The sequence below is a fragment of the Polaribacter sp. HaHaR_3_91 genome, from assembly GCF_019278525.1.
In the GTDB taxonomy this organism is placed as follows: Bacteria; Bacteroidota; Bacteroidia; order Flavobacteriales; family Flavobacteriaceae; genus Polaribacter.
The window spans coordinates 3,217,942-3,243,359 of sequence record NZ_CP058986.1; the positions used below are offsets into that span (position 1 = coordinate 3,217,942).

The following is a 25,418-nucleotide window of genomic DNA, read 5'->3' on the forward strand; positions in this document are numbered from 1 at the left end:
TTATATTTTGAAACAAGAGTTGAAAGGTTGTAATTTGGGGCAACCCCCAATTTGACATAAAATGCAGAAAATATTATTAGCCCTCAGTTTAATATTTGTAGTAAACTTAACAGTAAAATCCCAAAATATATCAGACCATGCAATTGGTGTACGTATAGCCGGCGGAAATGGAACCGGAGGAGAAATCTCCTACCAAAAACATTTAGACAATAACAACCGTTTAGAAGTTGACTTAGGAATAGCCAGCGAAATTAACGACTTTAAATTAACAGGTACATACCAATGGCTATGGAGCATCGAAAAACAATTTAACTGGTACGCCGGAGTTGGTGGTGGAGTTGTTTCTGCTAGTAAATTTGGTGTTTATGGAGCCGGAGTTGTAGGACTTGAGTATAACTTTGACGCTCCAATAGTAGCTTCCTTAGATTACAGGCCAGAACTTGGTTTCTCTGGTTCTTTTGGTTTTATTTCCAATATAGGTTTAGCTGTAAGGTATCAATTTTAAAAAAAAAGAACCTTTTAAAAGCCCTTCTACTTTAAAACTAGAAGTTTTTTATGTGATTATCTTTGCTTTAAAATTTAATGACAAAGTTCATTTAGATTAAATTATAAATATAACTTTGTCCTTTAATAAAAAACACACTTAATTATGAAAAAAACACTTTTAATTATCGGTCTATTAGTAGCAGGAGCATTTTCTGTAAATGCACAAAGTATTTCTGAAAATGCAATAGGTCTACGATTTAGTGGAGGAAATGGAGTTGGAGGAGAAATCTCTTACCAAAGAGGATTAGGAGATAACAACCGTTTAGAAGTAGATTTAGGTTTAGCAAACGAGTTTTCTGATTTTAAAGCAACAGGTTTATACCAATGGGTTTGGAATTTAGAAGATAGATTTAATTGGTATGCAGGTGTTGGTGGTGGTCTTGTTTCTGCTAGCGGAGCAAGTATCTTTGGAGCTGGTGTTGTAGGTATTGAATATGATTTTAATGCACCTATTTTACTTTCTTTAGATTACAGACCTGAAGTAGGTATTTCTGGCAATTTAAATGGTGTAAATTCAGATATATCTTTAGCTGTAAGATATCAATTCTAAATAGAATACTTAACATAATAAAAGATCCTCTAAATTAATTTTTAGAGGATTTTATTTTTTACTCACTTTATCTAGCGGGATAAAACCCAAAGCTAATTACATTCAAAAATTTAAACCTAATGCTCCAAATTAGAAATTTACTTTTAAATAACTCAAGTAGTTTAGTTTATGCTATAGGTTTTAAAATTATTCTACTTTTTTAAACCTTATACTGTAGACTAAAGTTTCTATCAAAAAACCTTTTGAATCAATAATTCAATCGATAAAGGTCATTTAAACGCAGTAATACATCTAAATTTGAACTATAATAAAAAACACACTTAATTATGAAAAAAACACTTTTAATTATCGGTCTATTAGTAGCAGGAGTATTTTCTGTAAACGCACAAAGTATTTCTGAAAATGCAATAGGTTTACGTTTAGGCGATAATGATGGATTTGGAGCAGAAGTATCTTACCAAAGAGCTTTAGGAGATAATAACAGATTAGAAATTGATTTGGGGTTAAGAGATAACAAAAACTACGACGGTTTTAAAGCTACCGGTATTTACCAATGGGTTTGGAATATTGAAGGAGGTTTTAACTGGTACGCAGGTGTTGGTGGTGGTTTAGGAAACTATAGTGGAAAAGACAACAACGATGATTTTTCTGAAACATTTGCTTTTGCAGCTGGTGATATTGGAATTGAGTATAATTTTACAGACGCACCAATATTACTTTCTTTAGATTTAAGACCAGAATTTGGTTTTGGAAATACTTATAATGATTTTGATAATGACATTGCATTCAGTATTAGATACCAGTTCTAGATAATAAAAGATTTTATAAAAAAAATCCTCTAAATTAATTTTTTAGAGGATTTTCTTTTTTTACTCGCTTTTGCTAGCGGATTAAAATCTAAGGCCAACTGCAACCAATAGTTTAGGTCTTCCTCTAAATCTACCGCTTCTTCAGAGAGAAATACAAAACCTTTCATCGGTTTTCCTGTAAAATTCATTTTATTACAACCATCCTTTACTAAAGATTCTTCATAAACATCAGGATTAATACGTGCCATAATTTCCTCTTTTATTACAGCAACATACATTTTATCATCTACCATAAATAATAAGCCTCCCATCATCTTTTTAGTGATAAAGAAAACACTTTTCTCTTTTAAAAATTGAGAAACTCTATCTGCTAAATATTCACTATAAGCCATTATTATTTTTATTTAAGCGGATAACTTTGTAATATTTTATGAAAAACTTCTTTAAAATAAAGTATTCTTTTTTCTGGACTTCTTTTCTCTTTTATAGTTGATGTTAAAATTCCTTCCCAAAAAAGCTGGTTGGTTTTGGCATCTACAAATTCTACCATTATTTCTTCATCGAGTTTTTTTCCGCCAATTGGTATTCCGCCAGAAACTCCAATTCCACCATTTCTTCCTCCACTTCCTAAACCAATTGCAATAGTATTAGTAACTTTAGGTGCTGATGTTTTTGCCTTAAAATTGATATAAAAATTTGGTTTTTCTACCTCATTGAATCCTAATTCTCCCATTTCTTCAAATAGAGCATCTGCTGCCCTATCTACATCAAATTCATTTAAACCTGCACCAATATCATCAAAAAAAGCATAGGTTTTATATTCCTTAAAGTTGGTATTCTCATCATAATCTGTTATTACTTTAGATGTTGAGCAACTCATTAATAAGAGTAAAATGAAGTATTGGACTTTTTTCATCAGAAATATTATTTATTTTCTTTAATCACAACTCTTGTAGGCGTATCTTTTCCACTAATAATACTCTCTGTTCCTTTAGCAACCGCCTTTATGGTTTCTGTAATAACCGTCATATTTAAAGTTTCTACTTCATCTGATACTTGGTGGTAATCTTTATCAACATCTATTGGTGTTGTAGAAAAAGTATGAGAAGGCACACCTAATCTCGCCAAAGAGGCATTGTCTGATCTAAAAAATAAATTAAACTTTTTATACGGATCTGCAAATAGTTGATAACCGGTTCCTTCTAAATTCTTCTGAATAATTTTTCCGAAATCAGATCTTTCAAAACCTGTTAACCAAGCAGTATTTGGACCAAAACTTGGCACTTTACCAATCATTTCTAAATTAATACCTGCAACAAACTTATCTGCATCAATACCTTTTCCAAAATGCGTAGAACCAATTAATCCCATTTCTTCAGCCGTAAAGGCCACAAAAAGAATGGTTCTTTCATTGTTTGCTTTCATTTTAAAGTATTCGGCCAATGCTAAAATTCCTGTTACTCCAGAAGCATCATCATTTGCACCATTATAAATACTATCTAATTGCCCTTCTTTTTTACTAATTCCTAAATGATCATAATGGGCAGAAATAACTACAATTTCATTTTTCTTAGATTTCCCTTCTAAAATTCCGATAATATTACTGGTTGTAATTTCTTTTTTAGACCTTTTATCGCTAAACGTAAACGTTTGTCTATAATTTTTTAGAGTATCATAAGTGGTTAAACCAATTCTTTTAAATTCATTTTCTATGTATTTAGCCGCTTTTTCAATTCCTGGTGTTCCAGATTTTCTACCTTCCATATCATCCGAAGCTAGTGTATAAAGGTGTTTTTTTACAGTAATAGAATCTATCGTTGCTACCTTTTTTTTCGTTTTAACTACTTTGGAACTTTCTTTACAAGAAATAATAACTGCAAACAAAAGGACATAAACTAAATTCAATTTCTTCATTCTAATAGATTTTTAAAAGGCTAAATATAGCTAATTTTATTTCGTATTTTTGCTGAAAATATATAAAATGGATTTATCTCTTATACCAAACATAAAACACTTAAACTCAAATAACTTTTTTTTACTTGCAGGTCCTTGTGCCATAGAAAGTGAAGAAATGGCTATGAGAATTGCTGAAAAAGTAATTACAATTACAGACAAATTAGAAATTCCTTATATTTTTAAGGGGAGTTTTAAAAAAGCAAATAGAAGTAGAATTGATAGCTTTACAGGAATTGGAGATGAAAAAGCATTGAAAATTTTACGTAAAGTTTCAGAAACTTTTAATGTACCAACTGTTACCGATATTCATGAAGTCTCAGATGCTATAAAAGCCGCAGAATATGTAGATGTTTTACAGATTCCTGCTTTTTTAGTGCGCCAAACAGATTTAGTGGTTGCAGCTGCACAAACTGGTAAGGTTGTCAACCTAAAAAAAGGGCAATTTATGAGCCCTGGTGCTATGAAACACGCAGTACAAAAAGTAAAAGATGCAGGATCTGAAAAAGCTTGGATTACAGATAGAGGTACTATGTTTGGTTACCAAGACATGATTGTAGATTTTAGAGGAATCCCAGAAATGAGAAAATTTGCTCCTACAATTTTAGACGTTACGCATTCTTTACAACAACCAAATCAAGAAGCTGGTGTTACTGGTGGAAGACCAGATATGATTGAAACTATTGCCAGAGCCGGAATTGTAAATAATGTTGATGGTTTATTTATTGAAACTCATTTTGACCCTGCAAATGCAAAATCTGACGGAGCAAACATGTTACATTTAGACAATTTAGAAGGTTTATTAACCAACTTGGTTGCTATTAGAAAAACGATTAATAGTTTATAAAAAAAACATTTTTAGGGCGTTTTAACAGGCTTTCACTACTCGCTTTTTTTCTGAAAAAGAAAAAAGAGCTCAAACAAACCGTTCAATCCTTAACGCGCTTACCCAGTTCACATAAAAAAAATAATTTCACAATTCCTGTAAGGTCTTTTTCTTGATATTGCAGGAATTATTTTCTTTTATAAAATCCTTTTTCTTTAAGTTGATGCGCTTCGGCTAAAACAGATAGTAAAATTTCTTCATTAATAGCATCAATAGAAGTATAACGAAGTGATTTTATAACCTTTCTATTTTCTGAAATTAAATGCTCATTGTATTTTGTTAAATGAGCAGAAACCCAAAAACCAACATCTACATATCCTTTTTTCTTTGAAGGATTTAAATAACAAAATGGCTTTTCATCTAAATAATAAAAAGGCATTTTCCATTTAAATTGTAAATCAACTTCAGGGAAATTAGTTTCAATTAAAATCTGCAAATGCATTAAAATGGATTTGAAAGGTTCTGGTTGGTTTAAAATGTATTCTTCTGCAGGTTTCATTGTTGTATATTCGCGAAAGTTAAAAAATAACAGTTACATGAACGATAATTATCAAATTAATTTCTCTTTAAAAGGATTTACAAGTATTTTAATTGGTGCTTACTTTTTTATTGGAGGCTTTTTTATAGAAACCATATTAAAAGGTTCTCTAACTAAAGAAACTCCTTTAAATTTATCTTATAAAACTACAGAAATATTAATTATTACAACTGTTCTACTCGTTTTTATTTTTTCTTCTTTGACTTTATTTTTTAATGGAAAAAGAAATCCTAAAAAATTACAATATCAACTTTGGAATGATAATAGCAAAGTAGCTTTAAAAAAATATATACTTGCATTTGTAGCTATTTTTACTTCGTTACTAATTTTAATGAATCTTGGTTTTATAACCTACCTTACTCCTGCTTTCCTTATTTTATACGGACTTTTACTATTTTCCATAAAGCATAAAGATCGAAAAAAACTATTAATTTTAGCGGGCTTAAGTATTTTTTTAGCAGTAATCTGTTTCTTAATACCTACTTACTGGTCTGCATCTCTTTCTATTTTAGGAATTGCCCATGTAGCGTATGGTGTTGCTGTAAAAGAGTAATTTTACAAGTCATCCTACATCAGTTCATCAATAAAAACTAAAAACAATAAATTTTTGTTGCCCAATTGATTTTTTTATTTTTACTTTGTAATTCAAAGTTCTTTAAGAAATGAGTCAAGAAGATTATTTAAGAGACATATCAGAAATTAAAAACTTAATGAGTAAATCATCAAAATTTATTTCATTGAGTGGTTTGTCTGGTATTTTAGCAGGAATTTACGCTTTAGTTGGCGCTGGGTATGCATATTGGTTGGTAGAACAAAAAGGAGGTGGAATTCTTACTTTAGACGGCGAAGTTTTTCGTTTGGCACTAATAGATTTACTTTTAGTCGGAACTCTTAGTATAGCAACAGCTATCTTTTTAACCACCAGAAAAGCCAAGAAAAACAATGAGAAAATATGGGATCCTTTAACTAGAAGAATATTATTAAATTTTATAATACCTTTGGTCGCTGGTGGAATTTATATCATCATAATTTTAAACCAACAACGTTACGGACAAACAGGTGCATTAATGTTATTGTTTTATGGTTTGGCGCTATTTAATGCCTCTAAATATACTTTGGGTGACGTAAAATATTTAGGACTTACTCAGATAGTCTTAGGTTTATTATCAGCTATTTTACCTGGTTATGGTTTTTGGTTTTGGGTACTTGGTTTTGGAGTAATGCACATTTTATATGGAGCTGTTATGTATTTTAAATACGATAGAAAATAACCTCTTTTAATAATAAATAGACCTTAGTTGAAAAATATAATTCTAAATATAAATAAAGCTTTTGATCATCGAATACGACTTGGTATTATGTCTGTTTTGATGGTGAATGAATATGCAGATTTTAATACTTTAAAAGAATTATTAGGTGCCACAGATGGTAATTTAGCAAGTCATACAAAAGCTTTAGAAAAAGTAGATTTTATAAAGGTTGAAAAACAGTTTATTGGCAGAAAACCAAACACAAAATACTTAGCAACCGAATTAGGTAAAATGGAATTTAAAAAGCACATTGAAGCACTGGAAAAATTAATTAAAAATAAATAAATCTATTTTTTTACACACTTACTTTGAATTTCAAAGTACTTCAAATAAAACGAATCAATTTAAAAAAAATATAAATAAATTAATAACTATGGAAACAAATAATCAACAACAAGGAAAATTTGGTAGATGGGTAAAAACATCAATTACTGCAAGAATGCTAATGGTAGGCGTTTTAATTGTGGTTTTAATGATTCCGCTCTCTTATATTAAAAATTTAATCTACGAAAGAATGATACGTCAACAAGAAGTTGTTAGTGAAATCAATCAAAAATGGGGAGAAGAAGTTCTAATTTATGGTCCTATTTTAAAAGTACCTTATAAAACATATTCAGAAAAAACGATAACAAATCCAATTACTAAAGAGGTACAAAAAGAAACAATTACCAAAATAAAATATGCTTACTTTTTCCCTAAAAAGTTGGTCATAAATTCAACCATAAATCCAGAAGAAAAAACGAGAGGAATCTATAAAACCGCCGTTTATAAAAGTAGCATAGCTATTAATGGAAGTTTCTCTAAACCCGATTTTTCGGAAATAGAAATCAACGACAAAGATATTCTTTGGGATAAAACAAGAGTAATTATACAATCTTCAAATTTAAAAGGAGCTGCTAGTTTGTTTGAAATTCAGTTTCATAAAAACAAGTATCAATTAACTTCTAAGAACTTTAAAAACACAGATTCTAATATAGCGTACAACACAGATTATGTAGATTTAAACGAATTAGAAAGCAATAACTTACAACTTTTAGACGTACCAAACGGAAAGGAAACTTCGTTTGCGATAACCATAAAAATGAAAGGTAGTAAACAGATTCGTTTTATACCAGTAGGACAAGAAACAGATGTTAATATCAATTCTGATTGGAAAACTGCTAATTTTATTGGAGAATATTTACCTCATAATTCAGATAAAATTACAGAAGAAGGTTTTAATGCAAAATGGAAAATTTTAGATATCAACCGACCTTTTTCTCAGCAATATTTTAACGGAATTCCTAATTTAAATAACTATGCTTTTGGAGTTAATTTTTTAATTCCTGTTGATGAATATCAAAAAAGTGAGCGCTCTGCTAAATATGGATTTTTAGTAATTGGACTTACGTTCTTAATTTTCTTTTTAATACAATCTATGAGTAAAATTAATATCCATCCGTTTCAATATTTAATGATTGGTATTGCATTAACCATGTTTTACACCTTATTAATTTCTATTTCTGAACATAGTAGTTACTTTAAAGCATATTTAATTGCAGGAGCCTCCGTTGTTACTTTAATCACTTTATATTCTAAATCGATCTTAAAAAACATCAAGTTTTCAGTTTTTATTGGAGTATCCTTAACAGCATTATACACCTTTATTTTTGTAATTATTCAGTTAGAAAATTATGCTTTATTAGTGGGAAGTATTGGTCTATTTGTAATTCTAGCAGCAGTTATGTTTGCTTCAAGAAAAATAGATTGGGAAAATAATTAGTAATCAGCTTTAATTAAGCAAAGCCTCTAACCTACTCGAGGTTTTGCTTTTTAATAAAAACAAATGATCTTATTTACATTATTAGCACTCTTGTTCTTAACATCAATATCTTATACAAGCTACTTAACTTCAAAATTGATAATATCAACTTTTAATATAAAAAAAGGTGAGAAGAAAACGGTATTTACCATTCTAACAACCTTATTAATTATATGTGCTATAATGCAAATAATATTTAACTACAAACCATGAAAATATACTTAAACTATTTTATCCCTTTTATTTTACTTTTGATAATAGAAGTACTTATCGAAAGATTTGCTACAGGTTTTATTAGATTTACAATAGGTGATTATTTAGCTGTTATGTTGGTCTATACTTTGATAAAAAGTATCCTTAGAATATCTATAGAAAAAGCAATATTAATAACCTTTATTATCGCTTTTAGTATTGAATTTCTTCAATTATCTGATTTACAAAGTAACTTTCCAGCAGCTTATTCTAAAACATTAAAAATAATATTAGGTACCTCTTTTAGTTTTGGAGATCTAGTTGCTTATTCACTAGGAATCATATCAATAATTTTAGTAGAGAAATATTTAAAAAAGCTTAAAATTGCCTTCTAATCTTTCTAATAATATCTTCTAATCCATTTAATTGCAGTTCATACACCAACTCCATTTGTTTCCCTAATTTTCCGTTAGGGAAACCTTTGTTTTTATACCAAACAATATAATGTTCTGGTAAATCTATAAGATATTTGCCTTTGTATTTACCAAACGGCATTTTCATGTTTGCTAAATCTATTAGAAATTGTCTGTCTTGTTCCAATATTTTGTATTGATTTTTTTACTTTTTACTTAAAACGCATTATTATCCTTAAAAACTGCAACTATCACTGCAAATTGACTTACTCTTTTCCTTCAATATAATCTTGTAAATAAGAAAAACGTGGAGTTAATTTTCCGTTTTCTGTCATTTTTGCACGTTCTAAAACGCCATCTTTATCATTATTAAAAAAAGCAGGAATTACGTTTTCTAAAAACATTTCTCCAAAACCTTCGCTTGCATCCTTAGGCAATTCACAAGGTAAATTGTCTACAGCCATAACAACAATAGCATCTTTTTCTTTAAAATCAACTTCAGATTCTGTTTGTGGATTATACCCATAAATTGGATCTGCAATTGTAGATGCTTTTATTGTAGATGCCACTGGTCCATCTACATCACAAGAAATATCTGACACAAATTTTATATTAAAATCTTTAGCTTTTGCATCTTCTCTTGTAAATAAATAAGGTGCACCATTTCCATAAAAATGACCAGCAATAAAGAAATGGGATACTTTTGCAAAACGCATAAAATCTGACTCATATTTTTCTGGATGATCATAAAAATCGAAATTATCTATAACTTGTCCGTCTTTACGTTTGTTATAATCTAACACATCTGCCAAACAATAAACAGGCTCGTTAAACGAATTATTTAAATATTCATCTACAGAAACTTCTTTAATAGACATTGCATCTAACATTTCTTTTGCTCCGTAAGCCACTTTTCCGTTTCCGGTTAAAAGAATTTTGATGTTTGGTAATTTTATTTTCTTTAATTCAGAAATTAATTCTTGTTGGCTATCTAACGTTTCTGCTTTTGGCAAATTGAATGTTTCGTTTGTTAAACCAATTGCTCTAAAACCATTATAAGCACCAACAATACCTGCATAACGACCGAAACCAATTAAACGCATTCCGTTTTCACCTATAATAGTTTCGTGATCGTATAATTCTATGTTTTTTTCTAGAATAGCTAATAACAATTTTCTATTATAAGGTTGCTTTTTAATCGTATGGCTAAAGAAAAAATATTTTTTATTGTTGATTAAAGCCTCAATTGGCACTTCTTTGACACCAAATAAAACATCACAGTCTGACACATTTTCAGTTACCTCTAATCCTGCAGCTTTATAAGCTTCGTTAGAAAACACTCTAATATCTGAAGACTCTACTTTAATAACCGCTTCCGGATAGTTTTTCTTAAATTCTTGTAGCTTTCCTGGTGAAAAAACAACTCTTCTATCTGGTGGGTTTTTGCGTTCTTTGATAATGCCAAACTTCATAATTTTAGTGTTTTTAGAGACCTTGAAACAAGTTCTGTAGGATTGGTATAATATTTGCTCGAAGATATTAGAATTTATGGTGATAAGCAACTGTATTTTTTATACTTTTGCAGACCGCGTTAAGGATTGAAGTGACATCCTTTTTAATTTTTCATTAAAAAGATATAACGGAAAGCCTGACCACGATTTTTTTTCGTGGTAACGCCCAAACTATTAAAACGGGGACGACTGGTTTTGACAGCGAGGACAGTGGATTTGTAAGCATACCGAGTTATGAAATAACACTCGTTAAACCTAATTTCAACTTTTTAAACGGCGAAGATAACTACGCTTTAGCTGCTTAATCCGAATCACAGTAGGATTGGCCTCGGCACACTAGGTGTGCAAGCTTTATGTCCACGAATAGCCTTGATTTACGGCGATTCACTTTTGGGCATCGTAAAAGTAAATATAGAAAACCTGGTACTTTGACGGGTTTTTGAAACTAAAGAAGATAAGCTAAAAGCAGATTGTTCTTAATCAGCTTTTAGTCGAAAACTAAGAAAGAACTAAGTATGTAGAAAGCTTTTTGGCTGCTCGTTTGGACCCGAGTTCGATTCTCGGCGTCTCCACAAAATACCCTTATAAACCCAGTGTTTGTGAGGGTTTTTTATTTGCGTTGATAATAACATTGAATTTTGTAGAATAATAAAATAATTAAAACACTTAAAAAATGAAGAAGTTAAGTAAAATCTTATGTGTAATTTTTGCCATAACATGTATAGCCGGATGTAGTAGTAATGAAAATAACATTATGGAAACACCAGTAAACACAACTATTAATGCGAAATGGAAGGTTAGTAATTCTACCGAATATAAATCATTCGAATTTAATGATAGCGGTAATTATATTATAACAAAAAATGCTGCTGACGCAAAAACAAACACCGCTACTACTGAAACTAAAACCATCTTTTTTGGAACCTATATTTTTATTGATGATAATACTTTAGAGCTTTCAGATTTTGGAACAATAACCATAGATAATATGGATGAAAACGCTATATATTTTACACTAAAATTAAACAACAATACAAATACGGAAACTTTTATTGAAGCCGACAGAGAAGAAGAAATAACAAACTCTACAAATACTGAGTTACTATGTAGAACTTGGCAATTAATAAGTATTGACGGACAAAATGTACTTGGAACAGATGAAGAGCTTACTGTTTTATTTTCTAAAGCTGGTACATATTTTGTTACCAATAATAACCCTTTAGAAGAAGGTGGTTTAGCTGAATGGAATTGGACAGACAGCACACAAACATTTCTTGAATATTCTTGGAATAAAGGCCTAAGTAGTGATGGTATTGTAGAAGTTAGTAATTTAACTTCTACATCTCTAACAATTACTGAAGATGGAGAAATATTTATTTTAGAACCTATTTCTAATAAGAAAACAAGTAAAACTGATACAAAAAAATATAGTGGAGTTGTAAAATCTGGTATCTTTAAAAGATAAAAAATATAGGAAATAATACTTTACCATAAACCTCAAAAAATTAATTTTATTTTTTGAGGTTTATTTTTAGCCAACTATTAGTCAACATCTTTTACAAAACATCAAAATTAGCCTTTTACTTTTTTAACAAAGTTCTGTTTAAAGCATTTCATTAATTTCTTCTAGAACCTCCTCTAGAACGGCCTCCACCGCTTCTATTCTTTCCCTGAATATTCATTTTCTGGCCAGCAAAACTACCAAACTTATACACGAAGTTGAGCATAAAATATTGTTCTAAAATTTTATTTTCTACATCTTGAATATAGGTTTCTGTTACAGTTCTTCTATACCCATTATTCTTACCAAGAATATCATAAGCCACCAAAGAAAGTGTTGCTTGATTATCCCAAAGCTCGACTCCTAAACCTGCATTCCAAAAAACGGCATCACCATCAAACTCATCTCCCACTCTACTATTGTAGCGATATGAAACTCTATTAGATAAAAAAGCATTTTTAAAAAAGAACACATTAGAATTGACATCAACATTCTGAACAAAATAATTATTATCATTAAATGCATCTGTAGTATAAACATTTTTATTTTTAGAATAACTGTAAGCTGTAGTTATATCAATTTTGCTATCATAAGAATAACTAACAGAAAATGAAGGTTTTAAGACAGTAGTTTTTGCAGTAAACTCTACAGCATTCTGTAAAGATAAACTGTTCTTATAACTCGCATTAAAACGGGCATTTAAATTAATATTTGTTTTTCTGTTAAAGTAAGATTTAGAAACCGCAACATTTCCGGTATATGAATAATCTCCGTCTATATTACTATACGTAGTGTACCTGTTTAAATCTGCATCTGTAATGGTAGAATTTATAATTTTATCTTGAACAAATTGTGCTCTCACATTTCCAGAAATGTTGATATTATTATACGCTAAATTATTTTGATATTGAAAACGTGCATTATGACTTATTCCTGGTTTTAAAAGCGGATTACCAACAATTACATGCGTAATATTACTAACATCCTCTACCGGTTGTAATTGTCCTACGGATGGTAAATCCACATTCTGATCATACTCTAAAGAGATATTTTTATATCCATTTTCATCTCTATAGCGTATTCTTCCCGAATAGGTTAGATAATCAAATTCGGCCTTAAAATCTCGCTCCGCTACCAACTCATCTTTATAATCTCTATAGGTATTTGTATATGCGCCTTCTATATCAAAACGAAATTCTTTATATTGATATCTTAATTTTAATGCAGGTCTTAATATTGTGGTAACATACTTACTCTCTGAACTTAGCAACTCATTAAAATCACTATATTCTTCTGATGTTTCATCGAAATCATAGATATATTTTTCGCTGTTTTTTGTATTAACTGTAGCGCTATATCTTGGCATCAACCTAAAATTTGTAAATAATTCCTTACTCCAAAAGGCATTAAAATTGATATCACTACTATTACTATCTGTTGTATTAATTTGATCTTGAATAACCGTTTGCCCCCTATTAACTAAAACGTTTTTAGAATATTTTTGACTATCGGAATCTGATTTGTTAAAATCTGTTCCTAAGCTTACATTTAAATAATCTGCTTTATTATTTAAAACAGGTGTTACTGAAAATTCATTTTTAAATTCACTGCTAGAAGAGCTAGACTCGCTATTGGAAGTATAATCACTTACTAAATCGCCATTATTATAATAAGATTCACTTTTAACTGTTCCACCAGATTCTTGACTAGAACTTTTAAAATCTGTTTTATTAGATAAACGGACTTTCTTATTGGAAGAAGTACTTTTTGGTTTAAGAATAAATTTTAAATCTACTCCGGCTGTATGACTGTCTGAATCTGAAAAACTATTGCTCTTAGAATCTGTAATATAATTTAAGTCGGGTAAAAAAGTTTCTTTATGACTTATGTTATCAAAATCTCTATTCTGTGCACTATACCTATAATTACCATTTATACTTGTTTCATTCCATTTCCCTTTTGTATAATTTGCTCCTACAAAATCAGACTTAATATCTCCATTACTAGTATCTGTATCTGGTAAAGAATTAAAACCTTTAGATAAATTTATATTGTTAGTACCACCAATAATTCCTAATTGTTTGCCATCAATTAATTTAAAAACATTGGCATTTGCCTGATATTTTTCATCTGTCCCATAACCGAGTTTAACATCTCCAAAAGTAGCTCTGTTTTTCCCTTTTTTAATTTTAAAATTGATTTCTTTTGTACCTGAATCAGATTCTTCTCCTGTAAATTTTTGATTATCCGTTTTATAATCTGTAACCTGTACTTTACTTATAACGTTACTTGGCAAGTTTTTTAACGCGATATCTCCTTTTTGCTCACCAAAAAATCGCATTCCATCAACATTTATAGCCGTTACTTCTATTCCGTTTACCGTAATAACACCATCTATATCGATATCTACTCCTGGTAATTTTTTTAATAAATCTTCGGCTTTGTCATTCGGTAAGGTTTTAAAACTATCTGCATTATATTCTACAGTATCTTTTTTTATTAAAACAGGAGGAGCTCTCGCAATAATTGTAATAACATCTAACTCTTCTATTTCATTATTTAAAACTAAATACCCCATATTTAATGTCCCGTTATCTGGAACATTAACAACTTTTATATATGGTTCATAACCTAAGGACGCTATGTTAAAAATCACTTTAGAATCCTCTCCAGCATTTACTCGCAAAGAATATTCACCATTTTTATTTGTAATACCATAAGCAATCGGAACACTATCTTTTGCACTCTGCACATACACTGTTGCTCCATTTAAAAAAATAGAATCTTGATCTTTAAGCACACCTTCTAACGTGAATTTTTGTGAGAATAATGTAGAAGAAATAAGTAGCAAAAATAATAGTAGTGTTGTTTTCAATGTATGCAGCTTTAGATTTAAATCTTTGACACAGAAAAAGGTATAAGGTTTAAATGAAAAGCAACAAAAATATCCTAACTTAAATTACCATATTAATAGAGATCAGCAGTTTTAACATTATAAATCATAGCATCTTCTAACTTTTAAAGGATACTGTAAAAATTTCCTTTTCATTTAAACCTTTTTAACACGATGGCTTTATAAAAATAAGGAACTTTTAAAAATCTAGTTTTACAATTATGACAACTATAAAACTTTGAATTGGGAATTAATCTTAAAACTAAACTCCTTGCGAGTCTTTTTCTAAAACTAGAGTTACATGATGGACATTTAGGCATTTGGGGGGATGGGATTAGTAATAGTTAGCTTACTGATAATCTACACATTAGTTAAACAAAACTACATTTAATTTTCTAAAAATAAAATTGATAAAAAAGGAATTCATATAACGATGTGCATTTTTATGATTTTGATAATTAAAACCATATTTTTGCTTGATACTGTAAAAAAAATTGAAAAAAATAATTGTTTCTGTCACAAATGACTTATCAACAGACCAACGTGTTGATAAAGTTTGCTGTACGTTACATAAAAATGGTTTTGAAATTGTTTTAATAGGTCGGAAACTAAAGAATAGCCAACCTTTAAATAGAAATTATTCCACAAAAAGAATCCGATTATTTTTTAACAAGGGTTTTTTGTTTTATGCAGAATATAATTTTCGTTTATTTTTTATCTTATTTTTTTCTAAAAAAGACATCTTACTTTCTAATGATTTAGATACATTATTACCTAATTTTTTAGTGAGTTGGTTACAAGGGAAAAAAGTAGTTTATGACAGTCATGAGTTATTTCCAGAAATTCCTGAATTGGTACACAAACCTTTGGTTAAAAAATGTTGGTCTAATTTAGAAGCTTGGATACTTCCAAAACTAAAAAACAGCTACACAGTTTGTAAAAGTATTGCAGCGTTTTATCATAAAGAACACCAAACGGACTTTAAAACAATTATGAACTTACCTAGAGAAAAAGAAATTCAGTTAGGTATGTTTCCTTTTAATACTAAAGACAAAAAAATTATTCTATATCAAGGTGCAGTAAATTTAGGAAGAGGCCTAGAATTAATGATTGATACCATGCCTTATTTAAAGAATACACTTTTAGTAATTATTGGTGATGGTGATATTATTGACGACCTAAAACAATGTGTACACGAAAAAAAGTTAAACAACTACATTTATTTTTTAGGTAAAATTTCTCCGGTAGAACTACACAAACTAACACCTTTAGCCCATTTAGGGATAAGTGTAGAAGAAGATTTAGGCTTAAATTACAGATATGCTTTACCAAACAAAATATTCGATTACATACAAGCCGAAGTCCCTATTTTAGTTTCTAATTTACCAGAAATGAAACAAATTGTACTAAATTATAAAGTAGGTGAAATCGTTAAAAGTAGAAATCCAAAAGAACTTGCTACACAAATAAAAAGGTTACTAGAAAAGGATTTTTCTACAGAATTAAAGAAAGCAAAAAAAGAATTGGTTTGGGAGAAGCAAGAAGAAAAACTATTGTCAATCTTCAATAATATAAAATAGCTATTTTTTGTATTGATGCGGGTTTTCTCTAATGCCTTTTTTAAATAATTTGCGTACACTAGATCGCATAGTATTATCTATTCTTAAGAAAATATCTTTTACTTTTTCTGAAGATCTTCCTCTAAATGTTGTTACATGAAAAGTATCTGAAACTAAAATAGGTGTGTTAGAAAAATAGTAATTAGATACACAGCATCTAACAGCATCCTTTTCTACTTTACTTACAGAATGCCATGAGTTTTGATGCGTTGTCATAACAACCAACCTGTTAAATTTACTTACTACGGTAGTTGCTGTTTTTTGTAATCCTTCTGGCCAAATCTCTAAATTACCTCCATTATCGGCAGTCCAATTAGGACTTACATAATACAAAAGGTTTAAAACCCGCCATCTATTTCTATCCTTATCATGAGAATTATCTAAATGCGGATTTAAAAAATTATCTTTTTCCATTAAAGATAATCCACCAGCATACAAGTTTTCATCGCTATAAACTTCTTCTAATTCACAAATTTCGGAAACCAAATCGACCACTCTTTTGTCTTGAAATGCATAAATAACTTCTTCTAAAAGAGCATTATAGTTATCCATTTGGTAGGCTGTAAATTTAAACTCTCTTAAATTCTTTTTCCGAACAGCTTCCTTTGTTGTAGGAAATTTATTATAAATCTCTGTAGCCAGTTCTTTAGGCAACAAATCATCTATAAAAAAATAACCAATCGTATCTTTAGATTCTAAAAACTGAATTTTTAAAGCTTCTTTATTTGTAATTAATTTAGAGCAAATTAAACCGGCGATTTCAGTTCTATTCATGTTTTAATTTTAAATGACACATATAGCTTACTTTCATACAATTTAAGAAAAAAACTGAAGATTTTTTGATAGCTAATTTTTCGAAGAAAAGATGAAACACACCAACTATTCTTGTCATTCTTAAGATAGATATTTTTCTTACCAACGCTAACAAAGGCATTTCTTTTGTATCAATTAAACTTTGTTTATCAATAAAAATAAGGTTTTCCATTGCTTCTTTAGTTTTAGCAACAAACAAATCATTTTTATCTAAACCTAAATGATACACCTCATTATTTATATGTTCAATTTTATATCCTTTCTTTATCAACTCTAAAGAAAACAACAAATCTTCTCGCCCATATTGCATTAATTTTTCTTCAAATTTCACACTATTAAAGATCTCTTTCTTAACTAAAAAATTTGAAGTGAAAAAATATTTATCTGGATGTTCAATACGTTTATCAACAGAAATTTCTTCGTGCCTTTTCCCATATTTATAACGTAATAATCTAAAATTCTCTTTTTTATTTTGGTATAATAATCCTCCACAAAAAACAGTTTTATCTTTTTTAAAACAATGTATATAGTTTTTTATAAAATTAGAATTTACAGGAATAACATCAGCATCTAAAAACAACAACCAATTATATATTGCTTTTTTTGCTAATAAGTTTCTAATTGCACTTCTACCAATGTTATTTTCTAGACTTTTGAAACTAGAGAAAGAAAGTTTATTTATGTCCTTATTTTTTTCATTTAAAGGTGACTTAGAGCCATCATCCAAACAAATAATTTCAAATTGTATGTCTTCTAAAATTAATTGTTGATGTATCTCTTTCACCAAAAAAAAAGTATTATAATTATATGTCGGTATAAGAACAGATAGCATTAAGTAGTTGCTTTTTGGGCTACTTCAAATAATTCTCCCCCCTCACACTTTAATGTTTTTTGCTTAAACTTTACAATTAACTGATAATCGTGCGTTGCCATTAAAATGGTTTTTCCACTTTTATGAATTTCATTTAAAAGTTCCATCACTTCTAAAGAAGTTTTTGGATCTAAATTACCTGTTGGCTCATCTGCTAAAATTAATTCTGGATCATTTAACAACGCTCTTGCAATAGCAATTCTTTGTTGTTCTCCTCCAGAAAGCTCGTACGTTTTTTTGTAAGCTTGAGATTTCATCCCTACTTTATCTAAAACCTCGTCAATTTTTTCTTTAATCTTAACTTTATCTTTCCAACCAGTAGCTTTTAAAACAAACTCTAAATTCCCAAAAATAGTTCTATCGCTTAATAATTTAAAGTCTTGAAAAACAATTCCTATTTTTCGTCTTAAAAAAGGAATCTCTTTTTCTTTTATTTTTTTTAAATCGAAGTCTACAATACTCCCCGCGCCTTTTTGTAATTTTAAATCCCCGTATAGGGTTTTCATTAAACTACTTTTTCCACTTCCTGTTTTACCAATTAAATAATAAAACTCTCCTTTTTGTATTGATAAATTTACGTTAGACAACACCAAATTTTCTCTTTGATAAATCTCTGCGTTCTCTAAAAATAAGACTGGTTTTTCCATAAAAAACTTGTTTTTACAAACTTAAAAGTTTTGAACGATTTTATACCATGAATTATAAACAATTCTTATTTTTGAATTAAAATATTTTTTCATATTTTTTTCTTCTAACATCAAACAAAATTAAAATAAGTTCGTTATTCATACTAGGTATCAAAAATAATTATATGAAGTTTATTTTTATAAAAAAACGTTTTATTACATGTTTCTTATTATTAATTGTTTTTGCAGGTTATAGTCAGCAAACAATTGTAGAAACTAATAATTTCACAAAATATAACAATGCTATAAAATTGTTTAATAATAAAGCTTATGCTGCTGCACAAAAAAGTTTTACAGCAATAAACGAGACGGCTACTCTTGGATCTAATTTAAAAGCAGATGCTGCTTATTATGATGCCATGTGTGCTGTACGTTTAAAACAGTCAGACGCAGATAAAAAAGTGCTTACTTTTATTGAAGAAAACCCTAATAGTAGTAAAAAAAACACCGCAGTTTTTACAGTTGCAAATTATTACTTTGCGAATAAAAAAGCGGCTTACGCACTTAAATGGTACCAAAAAGTAGATGCTGCTTATCTTTCTAAAGAGGATAAAAAGGAACTCGATTTTAAAATGGGGTATTCTTATGTAATTAGCAATAATTTACCTTTAGCTAAAGAAAAATTTCTTCCTTTAATTAATGATGCTAAGTACGGAAATGATGCAAGGTATTATTATGGTTACATTGCATATAAATTAGAAGATTATGGCATTGCAGAATCTACCTTTAAAGAAATTGCAGACAACGAAACCTACCGTGTAGAAATTTCTTATTACCTGTTAGATATTAGTTTTCAAGCAGGTAAGTTTGAACGCTGTATTAAAGTTGGTAAAGAATTAATTAACACCTTTCCTAGAAAAGATAGGTCTGAAATTTCTAAAATAATTGGAGAGAGCTATTTTAATTTAGAAAAATACAGTGAAGCAATTCCGTATTTAAAAGCTTATACCGGTAAAAAAGGAAAATGGAACAACACCGATTTCTATCAATTAGGATATGCATATTACAAACAAAACGATTTTGAAAACGCGATTAGTAATTTTAATAAAATTATAGATGAGAAAAACTTTATTTCTCAAAATGCATATTATCACTTAGGTGAATGTTACCTTAATTTAGAGAAAAAGACAGAGGCTTTAAATGCGTTTAAAACTGCTTCTGAAATGGAGTTTGACAGAAAAATTAAAGAAGATGCTGCTTTAAATTATGCGAAATTGAGTTATGAAGCAGGAAACCCTTTTAAAAGTGTTGCTGAAGTTTTACAAGAGTATTTAAAAGAATATCCAAAATCTACAGCTTATGAAGAAATTAACGATTTAGTAGTTTCTTCTTTCTTACACCAACAGGATTTTAAAGGTGCTTTGGTCTTTTTAAACGAAAAGAAAACTGAAAAAAATAATTCATTAATTTCTGAAGTTTCTCTATACAGAGGTATTCAATTATTTAATGATCAAAAATTACAAGAAGCATTGCCTTTGTTTGTTGCAGGTAAAAAAGCAACAGAAGTATCTATTAGAGAAAAATCTAAATATTGGGAAGCAGAAACTTTGTATCAATTAGATAACCCGAAAGAAGCACTTTCTAAATTTACTGCTTTAAAAAAGGAATTGAAATCAAAAGATGAAGATTTTAAACTAATTGATTACAATATAGGCTACAGTAATTTTACACTAAAAAATTATGCAGATGCAGCCGTATCTTTCGAGAACTTCTTAAAAGATGGTTCTCTAGAAAAAGACATTAAAGACGATGCATACATTCGTTTAGGTGATAGTTACTTTGCTATTAGAAATTACAGAAGCGCCATTAATGCTTACACTACGGTTGTTAATACCTATGGTGCAGAAGCAGATTATGCGCAGTATCAAATTGGAATGAGTTATGGCTTTATAGAAGACAATCAAGCTAAAATTACAGCGCTTACCAATGTGGTAAATAAATACCAGATTTCTAACTTAAAAGATGATGCTTTATTTCAACTAGCAAATACATACACCGTAATAAAAGAGAATAACAATGCACATAATGCCTACAACAGATTAATAGAAAAACATCCAAATAGTATTTTTCTCCCAAAGGCATTAGTCCGTCAGGGTCTATTGTATTACAGTGAAAATGATAGTAAAAAAGCTTTAGAAAAGTTTAAACAAACTACCAATCAATTCCCAAATTCTCCAGATGCTTTTGAGGCAGTTGCAAATGCTAGAAATATTTATATTGACAATGGCAATTTAAACGAGTATGTAGATTGGATATCTGGTTTAAAATTCATCAATGTTACAGATTCAGATTTAGACAATACGACCTTTGCTGTGGCAGAGAAAAAATACTTTGAAGCAAAAGATGGTAGTGAAATTATTAGAGCACTTTCTAAATACACTATTTCTTTTCCTGAAGGAATTCACAAGCTAAAAGCTAATTATTATTTGGCAGACATCCTTTTTAAGGAAAAAGAATTTAACAAGGCTATTGCCTATTATCAAAATGTTCTAGAAGAAGGACAAAATGAATATAGTGAAGATTCTCTAGCCAAATTAGCGCAAATATTTCTTGAAAGAGATGAGTTTGAAAATGCCATACAAATATTAGATCGATTAGAATTGGAAGCTTATTCTACCGAGAATGTATTATTTGCACAGAGTAATCTAATGAAAGGTTATTATGAAACAGAAGCTTACGACCAAGCTATTGCATACGCTAAAAAAATTCTTGCAAAAGAGAAGTTAAATACCCAATTGGAAAATGATGCTAAAATAATTATTGCACGTGCTTCTTTTAAAACCGAAGATTTTTACACTGCAGAAGAATATTATACAGAAGTAGAACGTAAAGCTACAGGAGAATTAAAAGCAGAAGCATTGTTTTATAATGCTTTCTTTAAGAATCAAAAAGAAGAATACTTAGACTCTAATAAAACGGTTCAGAATTTAATAGCAAATTACTCTTCTTACAAATATTGGGCTGTAAAAAGTTATATTATAATGGGTAAAAATTATTATGGTTTGCAAGATGTGTATCAAGCTACTTTTGTGCTAGAAAACATCATTAAAAACTTTACACAATTTGAAGACATTGTAGAAGAAGCTAAAAAAGAGCTAAAAAATATAAAAGAAAACGAAGCCAAAACGAATAACTCTGTAACTCCTATTAAAGAGGACAACACAATTAAAAACAATAAAAAATAATGAAAAAAGGTTTCACATTATTTCTAGTCTATTTTTCATTTTTAAGTTTAAACGCTCAAAAAAAGGATCAGGCTAAAGACACCGTAAAAACAGAAGTTGTAAATATTGTAACAAAATACAATCCTAAAATTTCTGATGCCAAAAAAATTAATAAAAACCCTAAAATAGAATTGCTTAAAAACAGCGAAAAGAAAAAACTAGAATATACTATTTTTTCTGCTCCAGTTGCCTCTACTTTTATTCCTAAAAGTGGTGTTGTAAAAGGCATTGATGTTGGCGTTAAAGAAAGGGTCTACAAGAACTATTTAGCCGCAGGTATCGGAAATTATACAACTCCATATTTAGAAACATATCTAACCCATAGTACTAATTATGAAAACGAGTTTGGTTTTAATGCTAAGTATTTAGCATCTCTAGATAATGTTAAAAACTCGGTACTTAACAGTAATTTTTCTAACTTTAATATTGGGGCATTTTACAAACAACAGGAACGTTATTTCGACTGGAAAGTAACTTTAAATTCTGAAAGAAATCTTTATAATTGGTACGGTTTACCAGATATTACTTTTACAGAACCAACTGTATCTGCAATAAATGAAGAGCAAGTATTTAATTATTTTGACTTAATTGGGGAATTAAATTTTGAAGATTCTTATATTCAATCTGGAAAAGTAAACTTTGCAAACTATACAGATAGCCATGAAAGTAGCGAAATCTTAGCAAAATTTCAAGCAAAATTAAATTTGCCTTTAGATTATTTACTACCTAATTTAAATGATATCTCTATAGCAACAAGTATCGAATTTTTAAAGGGAGAATTTAAAAACGATTACAGCAATTCTAACCCTGTAAAATATGGTACCTCTACCATCAACATAAACCCTCAATATAAAATGGAATATCAAGGTTTTTCTATAAAACCGGGTCTTAAGTTAATTGCTTCTTTTGATTCAGAAAACAGCGCTAATAACTTTTTTATACTGCCAGATATTTTTGTTGAAGGACCAATTATAGAAGAATATTTAAATGTGTATGCAGGTATTACGGGTGATTTACATACCAATACTTACAAAAACTTTACAGAAGAAAATCCTTATGTATCTCCAACACTTTTTATAACACAAACTTTAGAAAAATCGAACCTCTTTTTAGGATTTAAAGGTCTAATTATAGATGATTTAAGTTTTAACGTAAAAGCAAGTTTTAAGTCTGAAGAAGACAAACCAATGTTTATAAGAAACAATTCTAAGTCCGACGGAACCAATACTACTTATAATAGCATGGATTTAAAAGGTTATGAATACGGCAACTCTTTTGATGTTCGTTATGATGATGTAAAAACCAACACCTTCTTTACAGAATTAGAGTATGAATATTCTAAAAACTTATCATTCGGTATGCAAGGAATATACAATAGTTACACATTAGAAAATGAAGTAGAGGCTTGGAACCTACCTTCTGTAGAAGGAAATATTTCTGCGAAATACAAAACAAATAAATGGTTTGCAGGTGCCAATATTTTTTATGTTAGCGAAAGGAAAGATGCACTTTATAGCAGTCAATATCCAACTGCCTCAACTGGTTCAGAAAACGTAGCTTCATTTACCGATGTAAACCTAAACGGAGGGTATCATTTTAACGATAAGTTTTCGGCTTTTCTAAAGTTAAACAATGTATTTAATACAAAATACCAACGTTTTGCAAATTTTGATACACAAGGAGCTCAAATACTTGGTGGTTTAACCTATAAGTTCGATTTTTAAAAACCTGTTTAAAAGCAACCTTTTTACCAAATTAATTTTATGTTATATTACTTAGTTATTGGACTTCAAATTTATTGTGCATACCACGCCTATAAGAATAGAAACAATATGTATTGGTATTTTATCATATTCTTTATTCCGGTAATTGGTTGCATTATTTATCTTTTAACACAGGTAATCAGCAAAGGAGACGTTACTCATATTACAGAAGAAATAACGACTATAATTAATCCTACAAAAAAGATTAAGGAGTTAGAAACAGCTTTAAAATTTTCTAACACATTTCAAAACAAGATTAATTTAGCCGATGCGTATGCACAAAACAAAGAGTACCACAACGCAATTGAACACTATGAAAATGCGCTAGAAAGCAACTTTAAAGACGACCCTCACACCATAAACAAACTTATTATTTGTTATTATAATATTCAAGAATACGACAAGGTTATTGCATATGCTCCCAAATTAGACCTTCAAAAAAACTTTAAAGAAACGCTCTTTTTTTACGGCTTAGCTTTAGAACAAAAAGGAGAACTAGAATTGGCAGAAATTCAATTGAGAAAAATTGATATCCGTTACTCTCATTACGATGAAAGACTTGAACTCTCTAAATTCTTAATTAGGAATAACAAAAAAGAGGCAGCTAAAGAGATTTTAACTGAAGTTATTACAGAAATAAACGCAATGACCAACGCAAATGTAAAAAAACATAGAAGCATACTTTCTGAGGCTCGTAAAATTCTAAATGAGAAATAACTATTTTTTTAAAGGAATTCTACATTTATTAATTTTCATATTTCTAACTGTAGCAACTCAAATTGGAGGCTTTTTATATATAATTCCATTTTTACTGATTTCTAATAAAGTATCAAAATATAAATTGAAAAGAACATTCTTTTTCATCACTTTATATTTAACAGCATCCTTTTTAATTGTTCCAAAAGTTGCACCATTATTTGGACGCATTAAAATTGAAAACAACAAAAACTTAGAAGCACATAATTTTCTAACTAAACTCTTTAATAGAAATTATGTAACGCCTAAAATGCAAAAAGTATTGACAAATATTTCTTTAAAAATAAAAAAAGAATCGCCTTCTCTAAAAGTTATTTATTTAGATGCAAATTTCCCTTTTTTTAATGGCTTTCCACTGCTCCCACATTTAAGTCATAATGATGGTAAAAAGATTGACATATCATTTATATATCAAACCGAAAAAGGTATAAATACAAATGCGAAACCGTCTAATAGTGGCTACGGAATCTTTGTAGCTCCAAAAAATAATGAAAATAATCAAACCAATATTTGTAAGAAAAAAGGGTTTTGGCAATATGACTTTACTCAGTATTTTACGTTTGGCAGCTTCCACTCAGATTTAAAAATATCAGAAAAAGCAACCAAAAACCTTATTATACAAATATTAAAAGAAGATGCGATTAGTAAAATTTTTATAGAACCTCATCTTAAAAATAGGTTAAACCTCCGTAATTCTAAAATTAGATTTCATGGTTGTGGTGCCGTTAGACATGATGATCATATTCATTTTCAAATTAAATAAATAGTCATTTCATTTTTGTA

At 29.3% G+C, this 25,418-nt stretch carries 25 protein-coding genes and 1 other RNA gene; 16 read left to right on the top strand and 10 right to left on the bottom strand.

Annotated features, from left to right (window positions below):
* Window positions 1-61: 61 nt before the first annotated feature.
* The 3 genes from H0I27_RS13590 to H0I27_RS13600 all read left to right on the top strand — a co-directional run bounded on the left by H0I27_RS13590 (window position 62) and on the right by H0I27_RS13600 (window position 1,905).
* On the top strand, window positions 62-505 hold the full coding sequence (locus H0I27_RS13590) for a hypothetical protein (protein WP_218731171.1): 444 nt from the start codon (window positions 62-64) through the stop codon (window positions 503-505).
* 144 nt (window positions 506-649) lie between these two features.
* A complete protein-coding gene (locus tag H0I27_RS13595; RefSeq protein WP_218731172.1) occupies window positions 650-1,096 on the top strand; it encodes a hypothetical protein in 447 nt (148 codons plus the stop codon).
* 326 nt (window positions 1,097-1,422) lie between these two features.
* Window positions 1,423-1,905 (top strand): hypothetical protein, encoded by a 483-nt coding sequence (locus tag H0I27_RS13600; protein WP_218731173.1) that lies wholly within the window; start codon window positions 1,423-1,425, stop codon window positions 1,903-1,905.
* Between the two features lie 29 nt (window positions 1,906-1,934).
* On the opposite strand, the gene H0I27_RS13605 is transcribed toward H0I27_RS13600, so the two are convergent.
* From H0I27_RS13605 to H0I27_RS13615, 3 genes are read right to left on the bottom strand one after another with little or no spacing between them, the layout of a single operon-like run.
* The gene (locus tag H0I27_RS13605) at window positions 1,935-2,297 is read right to left on the bottom strand and encodes a TfoX/Sxy family protein (RefSeq protein ID WP_218731174.1); all 363 of its coding nucleotides are present in this window, start codon (window positions 2,295-2,297) and stop codon (window positions 1,935-1,937) included.
* An 8-nt stretch (window positions 2,298-2,305) separates the two neighbouring features.
* Window positions 2,306-2,821: a DUF4136 domain-containing protein gene (locus H0I27_RS13610; RefSeq protein WP_218731175.1), complete on the bottom strand. Its 516-nt coding sequence runs from the start codon at window positions 2,819-2,821 to the stop codon at window positions 2,306-2,308.
* Window positions 2,822-2,829: 8 nt separating this feature from the next.
* Window positions 2,830-3,819 carry a M28 family peptidase gene (locus H0I27_RS13615; protein WP_218731176.1) on the bottom strand — a complete coding sequence of 330 codons (990 nt, stop codon included), beginning with the start codon at window positions 3,817-3,819 and terminating at the stop codon, window positions 2,830-2,832.
* A gap of 67 nt (window positions 3,820-3,886) precedes the next feature.
* On the opposite strand from H0I27_RS13615, the gene kdsA reads away from it, so the two are divergent.
* On the top strand, window positions 3,887-4,705 hold the full coding sequence (gene kdsA, locus H0I27_RS13620) for a 3-deoxy-8-phosphooctulonate synthase (protein ID WP_165732564.1): 819 nt from the start codon (window positions 3,887-3,889) through the stop codon (window positions 4,703-4,705).
* 166 nt (window positions 4,706-4,871) lie between these two features.
* Here kdsA and H0I27_RS13625 read toward each other — a convergent pair whose 3' ends face one another.
* Complete coding sequence (locus H0I27_RS13625) at window positions 4,872-5,243, bottom strand: DUF1801 domain-containing protein (RefSeq protein ID WP_218731177.1); 372 nt, start codon at window positions 5,241-5,243, stop codon at window positions 4,872-4,874.
* A gap of 37 nt (window positions 5,244-5,280) precedes the next feature.
* Between H0I27_RS13625 and H0I27_RS13630 the strand changes: the two genes are divergently transcribed.
* From H0I27_RS13630 to H0I27_RS13650, 5 genes are all read left to right on the top strand, one after another.
* Window positions 5,281-5,835: a hypothetical protein gene (locus H0I27_RS13630; RefSeq protein ID WP_218731178.1), complete on the top strand. Its 555-nt coding sequence runs from the start codon at window positions 5,281-5,283 to the stop codon at window positions 5,833-5,835.
* Between the two features lie 109 nt (window positions 5,836-5,944).
* Window positions 5,945-6,553: a hypothetical protein gene (locus H0I27_RS13635; protein WP_218731179.1), complete on the top strand. Its 609-nt coding sequence runs from the start codon at window positions 5,945-5,947 to the stop codon at window positions 6,551-6,553.
* A 27-nt stretch (window positions 6,554-6,580) separates the two neighbouring features.
* Window positions 6,581-6,877 (top strand): transcriptional regulator, encoded by a 297-nt coding sequence (locus H0I27_RS13640; RefSeq protein WP_082864288.1) that lies wholly within the window; start codon window positions 6,581-6,583, stop codon window positions 6,875-6,877.
* A gap of 88 nt (window positions 6,878-6,965) precedes the next feature.
* Entirely contained in the window at window positions 6,966-8,354 is a 1,389-nt protein-coding gene (gene creD / locus H0I27_RS13645) for a cell envelope integrity protein CreD (RefSeq protein ID WP_218731180.1), read from the top strand.
* 248 nt (window positions 8,355-8,602) lie between these two features.
* Complete coding sequence (locus tag H0I27_RS13650) at window positions 8,603-8,980, top strand: DUF2809 domain-containing protein (protein ID WP_218731181.1); 378 nt, start codon at window positions 8,603-8,605, stop codon at window positions 8,978-8,980.
* Here H0I27_RS13650 and H0I27_RS13655 read toward each other — a convergent pair.
* Both H0I27_RS13655 and H0I27_RS13660 read right to left on the bottom strand, forming a co-directional pair.
* A complete protein-coding gene (locus H0I27_RS13655) occupies window positions 8,964-9,185 on the bottom strand; it encodes a DUF3820 family protein (RefSeq protein WP_218731182.1) in 222 nt (73 codons plus the stop codon). The two genes, H0I27_RS13650 and H0I27_RS13655, sit on opposite strands and share 17 nt — an antisense overlap.
* A 79-nt stretch (window positions 9,186-9,264) precedes the next feature.
* Entirely contained in the window at window positions 9,265-10,470 is a 1,206-nt protein-coding gene (locus H0I27_RS13660) for an NAD(P)-dependent oxidoreductase (protein ID WP_218731183.1), read from the bottom strand.
* A 220-nt stretch (window positions 10,471-10,690) separates the two neighbouring features.
* On the opposite strand from H0I27_RS13660, the gene ssrA reads away from it, so the two are divergent.
* Window positions 10,691-11,084, top strand: a transfer-messenger RNA (tmRNA) gene (gene ssrA, locus H0I27_RS13665).
* Between the two features lie 98 nt (window positions 11,085-11,182).
* Window positions 11,183-11,974 carry a hypothetical protein gene (locus H0I27_RS13670; protein ID WP_218731184.1) on the top strand — a complete coding sequence of 264 codons (792 nt, stop codon included), beginning with the start codon at window positions 11,183-11,185 and terminating at the stop codon, window positions 11,972-11,974.
* 151 nt (window positions 11,975-12,125) lie between these two features.
* Here H0I27_RS13670 and H0I27_RS13675 read toward each other — a convergent pair whose 3' ends face one another.
* Window positions 12,126-14,885 carry an outer membrane beta-barrel protein gene (locus H0I27_RS13675; RefSeq protein WP_218731185.1) on the bottom strand — a complete coding sequence of 920 codons (2,760 nt, stop codon included), beginning with the start codon at window positions 14,883-14,885 and terminating at the stop codon, window positions 12,126-12,128.
* Between the two features lie 512 nt (window positions 14,886-15,397).
* Here H0I27_RS13675 and H0I27_RS13680 point away from each other — a divergent pair.
* Window positions 15,398-16,483 (top strand): glycosyltransferase, encoded by a 1,086-nt coding sequence (locus H0I27_RS13680; RefSeq protein WP_218731186.1) that lies wholly within the window; start codon window positions 15,398-15,400, stop codon window positions 16,481-16,483.
* Here the strand turns inward: H0I27_RS13680 and H0I27_RS13685 are convergent, their stop codons facing one another.
* From H0I27_RS13685 to H0I27_RS13695, 3 genes are read right to left on the bottom strand one after another with little or no spacing between them, the layout of a single operon-like run.
* A complete protein-coding gene (locus H0I27_RS13685) occupies window positions 16,484-17,296 on the bottom strand; it encodes a 2OG-Fe(II) oxygenase (RefSeq protein WP_218731187.1) in 813 nt (270 codons plus the stop codon). It lies immediately after the preceding gene.
* Window positions 17,289-18,119 (bottom strand): glycosyltransferase family 2 protein, encoded by an 831-nt coding sequence (locus H0I27_RS13690; RefSeq protein ID WP_254713096.1) that lies wholly within the window; start codon window positions 18,117-18,119, stop codon window positions 17,289-17,291. The genes H0I27_RS13685 and H0I27_RS13690 overlap by 8 nt, the downstream gene beginning before the upstream one ends.
* Before the next feature lie 47 nt (window positions 18,120-18,166).
* Window positions 18,167-18,853: a cell division ATP-binding protein FtsE gene (locus H0I27_RS13695; protein ID WP_218731189.1), complete on the bottom strand. Its 687-nt coding sequence runs from the start codon at window positions 18,851-18,853 to the stop codon at window positions 18,167-18,169.
* A gap of 164 nt (window positions 18,854-19,017) precedes the next feature.
* On the opposite strand from H0I27_RS13695, the gene H0I27_RS13700 reads away from it, so the two are divergent.
* Genes H0I27_RS13700 through H0I27_RS13715 form a run of 4 tightly spaced genes read left to right on the top strand, consistent with a single transcriptional unit; the run spans window position 19,018 to window position 25,398 of the window.
* Window positions 19,018-22,077 (top strand): tetratricopeptide repeat protein, encoded by a 3,060-nt coding sequence (locus H0I27_RS13700; RefSeq protein ID WP_218731190.1) that lies wholly within the window; start codon window positions 19,018-19,020, stop codon window positions 22,075-22,077.
* Complete coding sequence (locus H0I27_RS13705; RefSeq protein WP_218731191.1) at window positions 22,077-23,840, top strand: hypothetical protein; 1,764 nt, start codon at window positions 22,077-22,079, stop codon at window positions 23,838-23,840. The genes H0I27_RS13700 and H0I27_RS13705 overlap by 1 nt, the downstream gene beginning before the upstream one ends.
* Window positions 23,841-23,879: 39 nt before the next feature.
* The gene (locus H0I27_RS13710; RefSeq protein WP_218731192.1) at window positions 23,880-24,596 is read left to right on the top strand and encodes a hypothetical protein; all 717 of its coding nucleotides are present in this window, start codon (window positions 23,880-23,882) and stop codon (window positions 24,594-24,596) included.
* Window positions 24,586-25,398, top strand: coding sequence for a hypothetical protein (locus H0I27_RS13715; RefSeq protein ID WP_218731193.1), 813 nt, complete (start codon window positions 24,586-24,588; stop codon window positions 25,396-25,398). The genes H0I27_RS13710 and H0I27_RS13715 overlap by 11 nt, the downstream gene beginning before the upstream one ends.
* The last annotated feature ends 20 nt before the right edge of the window (window positions 25,399-25,418 follow it).

Excerpts from the sequence above, each read along its gene's own strand:
- H0I27_RS13590 (WP_218731171.1), top strand. The coding sequence starts at position 62 with ATGCAGAAAATATTATTAGCCCTCAGTTTAATATTTGTAGTAAACTTA.
- H0I27_RS13595 (WP_218731172.1), top strand. The coding sequence starts at position 650 with ATGAAAAAAACACTTTTAATTATCGGTCTATTAGTAGCAGGAGCATTT.
- H0I27_RS13600 (WP_218731173.1), top strand. The coding sequence starts at position 1,423 with ATGAAAAAAACACTTTTAATTATCGGTCTATTAGTAGCAGGAGTATTT.
- H0I27_RS13605 (WP_218731174.1), bottom strand. The coding sequence starts at position 2,297 with ATGGCTTATAGTGAATATTTAGCAGATAGAGTTTCTCAATTTTTAAAA.
- H0I27_RS13610 (WP_218731175.1), bottom strand. The coding sequence starts at position 2,821 with ATGAAAAAAGTCCAATACTTCATTTTACTCTTATTAATGAGTTGCTCA.
- H0I27_RS13615 (WP_218731176.1), bottom strand. The coding sequence starts at position 3,819 with ATGAAGAAATTGAATTTAGTTTATGTCCTTTTGTTTGCAGTTATTATT.
- kdsA (WP_165732564.1), top strand. The coding sequence starts at position 3,887 with ATGGATTTATCTCTTATACCAAACATAAAACACTTAAACTCAAATAAC.
- H0I27_RS13625 (WP_218731177.1), bottom strand. The coding sequence starts at position 5,243 with ATGAAACCTGCAGAAGAATACATTTTAAACCAACCAGAACCTTTCAAA.
- H0I27_RS13630 (WP_218731178.1), top strand. The coding sequence starts at position 5,281 with ATGAACGATAATTATCAAATTAATTTCTCTTTAAAAGGATTTACAAGT.
- H0I27_RS13635 (WP_218731179.1), top strand. The coding sequence starts at position 5,945 with ATGAGTCAAGAAGATTATTTAAGAGACATATCAGAAATTAAAAACTTA.
- creD (WP_218731180.1), top strand. The coding sequence starts at position 6,966 with ATGGAAACAAATAATCAACAACAAGGAAAATTTGGTAGATGGGTAAAA.
- H0I27_RS13650 (WP_218731181.1), top strand. The coding sequence starts at position 8,603 with ATGAAAATATACTTAAACTATTTTATCCCTTTTATTTTACTTTTGATA.
- H0I27_RS13660 (WP_218731183.1), bottom strand. The coding sequence starts at position 10,470 with ATGAAGTTTGGCATTATCAAAGAACGCAAAAACCCACCAGATAGAAGA.
- H0I27_RS13670 (WP_218731184.1), top strand. The coding sequence starts at position 11,183 with ATGAAGAAGTTAAGTAAAATCTTATGTGTAATTTTTGCCATAACATGT.
- H0I27_RS13685 (WP_218731187.1), bottom strand. The coding sequence starts at position 17,296 with ATGAATAGAACTGAAATCGCCGGTTTAATTTGCTCTAAATTAATTACA.
- H0I27_RS13695 (WP_218731189.1), bottom strand. The coding sequence starts at position 18,853 with ATGGAAAAACCAGTCTTATTTTTAGAGAACGCAGAGATTTATCAAAGA.
- H0I27_RS13700 (WP_218731190.1), top strand. The coding sequence starts at position 19,018 with ATGAAGTTTATTTTTATAAAAAAACGTTTTATTACATGTTTCTTATTA.
- H0I27_RS13705 (WP_218731191.1), top strand. The coding sequence starts at position 22,077 with ATGAAAAAAGGTTTCACATTATTTCTAGTCTATTTTTCATTTTTAAGT.
- H0I27_RS13710 (WP_218731192.1), top strand. The coding sequence starts at position 23,880 with ATGTTATATTACTTAGTTATTGGACTTCAAATTTATTGTGCATACCAC.
- H0I27_RS13715 (WP_218731193.1), top strand. The coding sequence starts at position 24,586 with ATGAGAAATAACTATTTTTTTAAAGGAATTCTACATTTATTAATTTTC.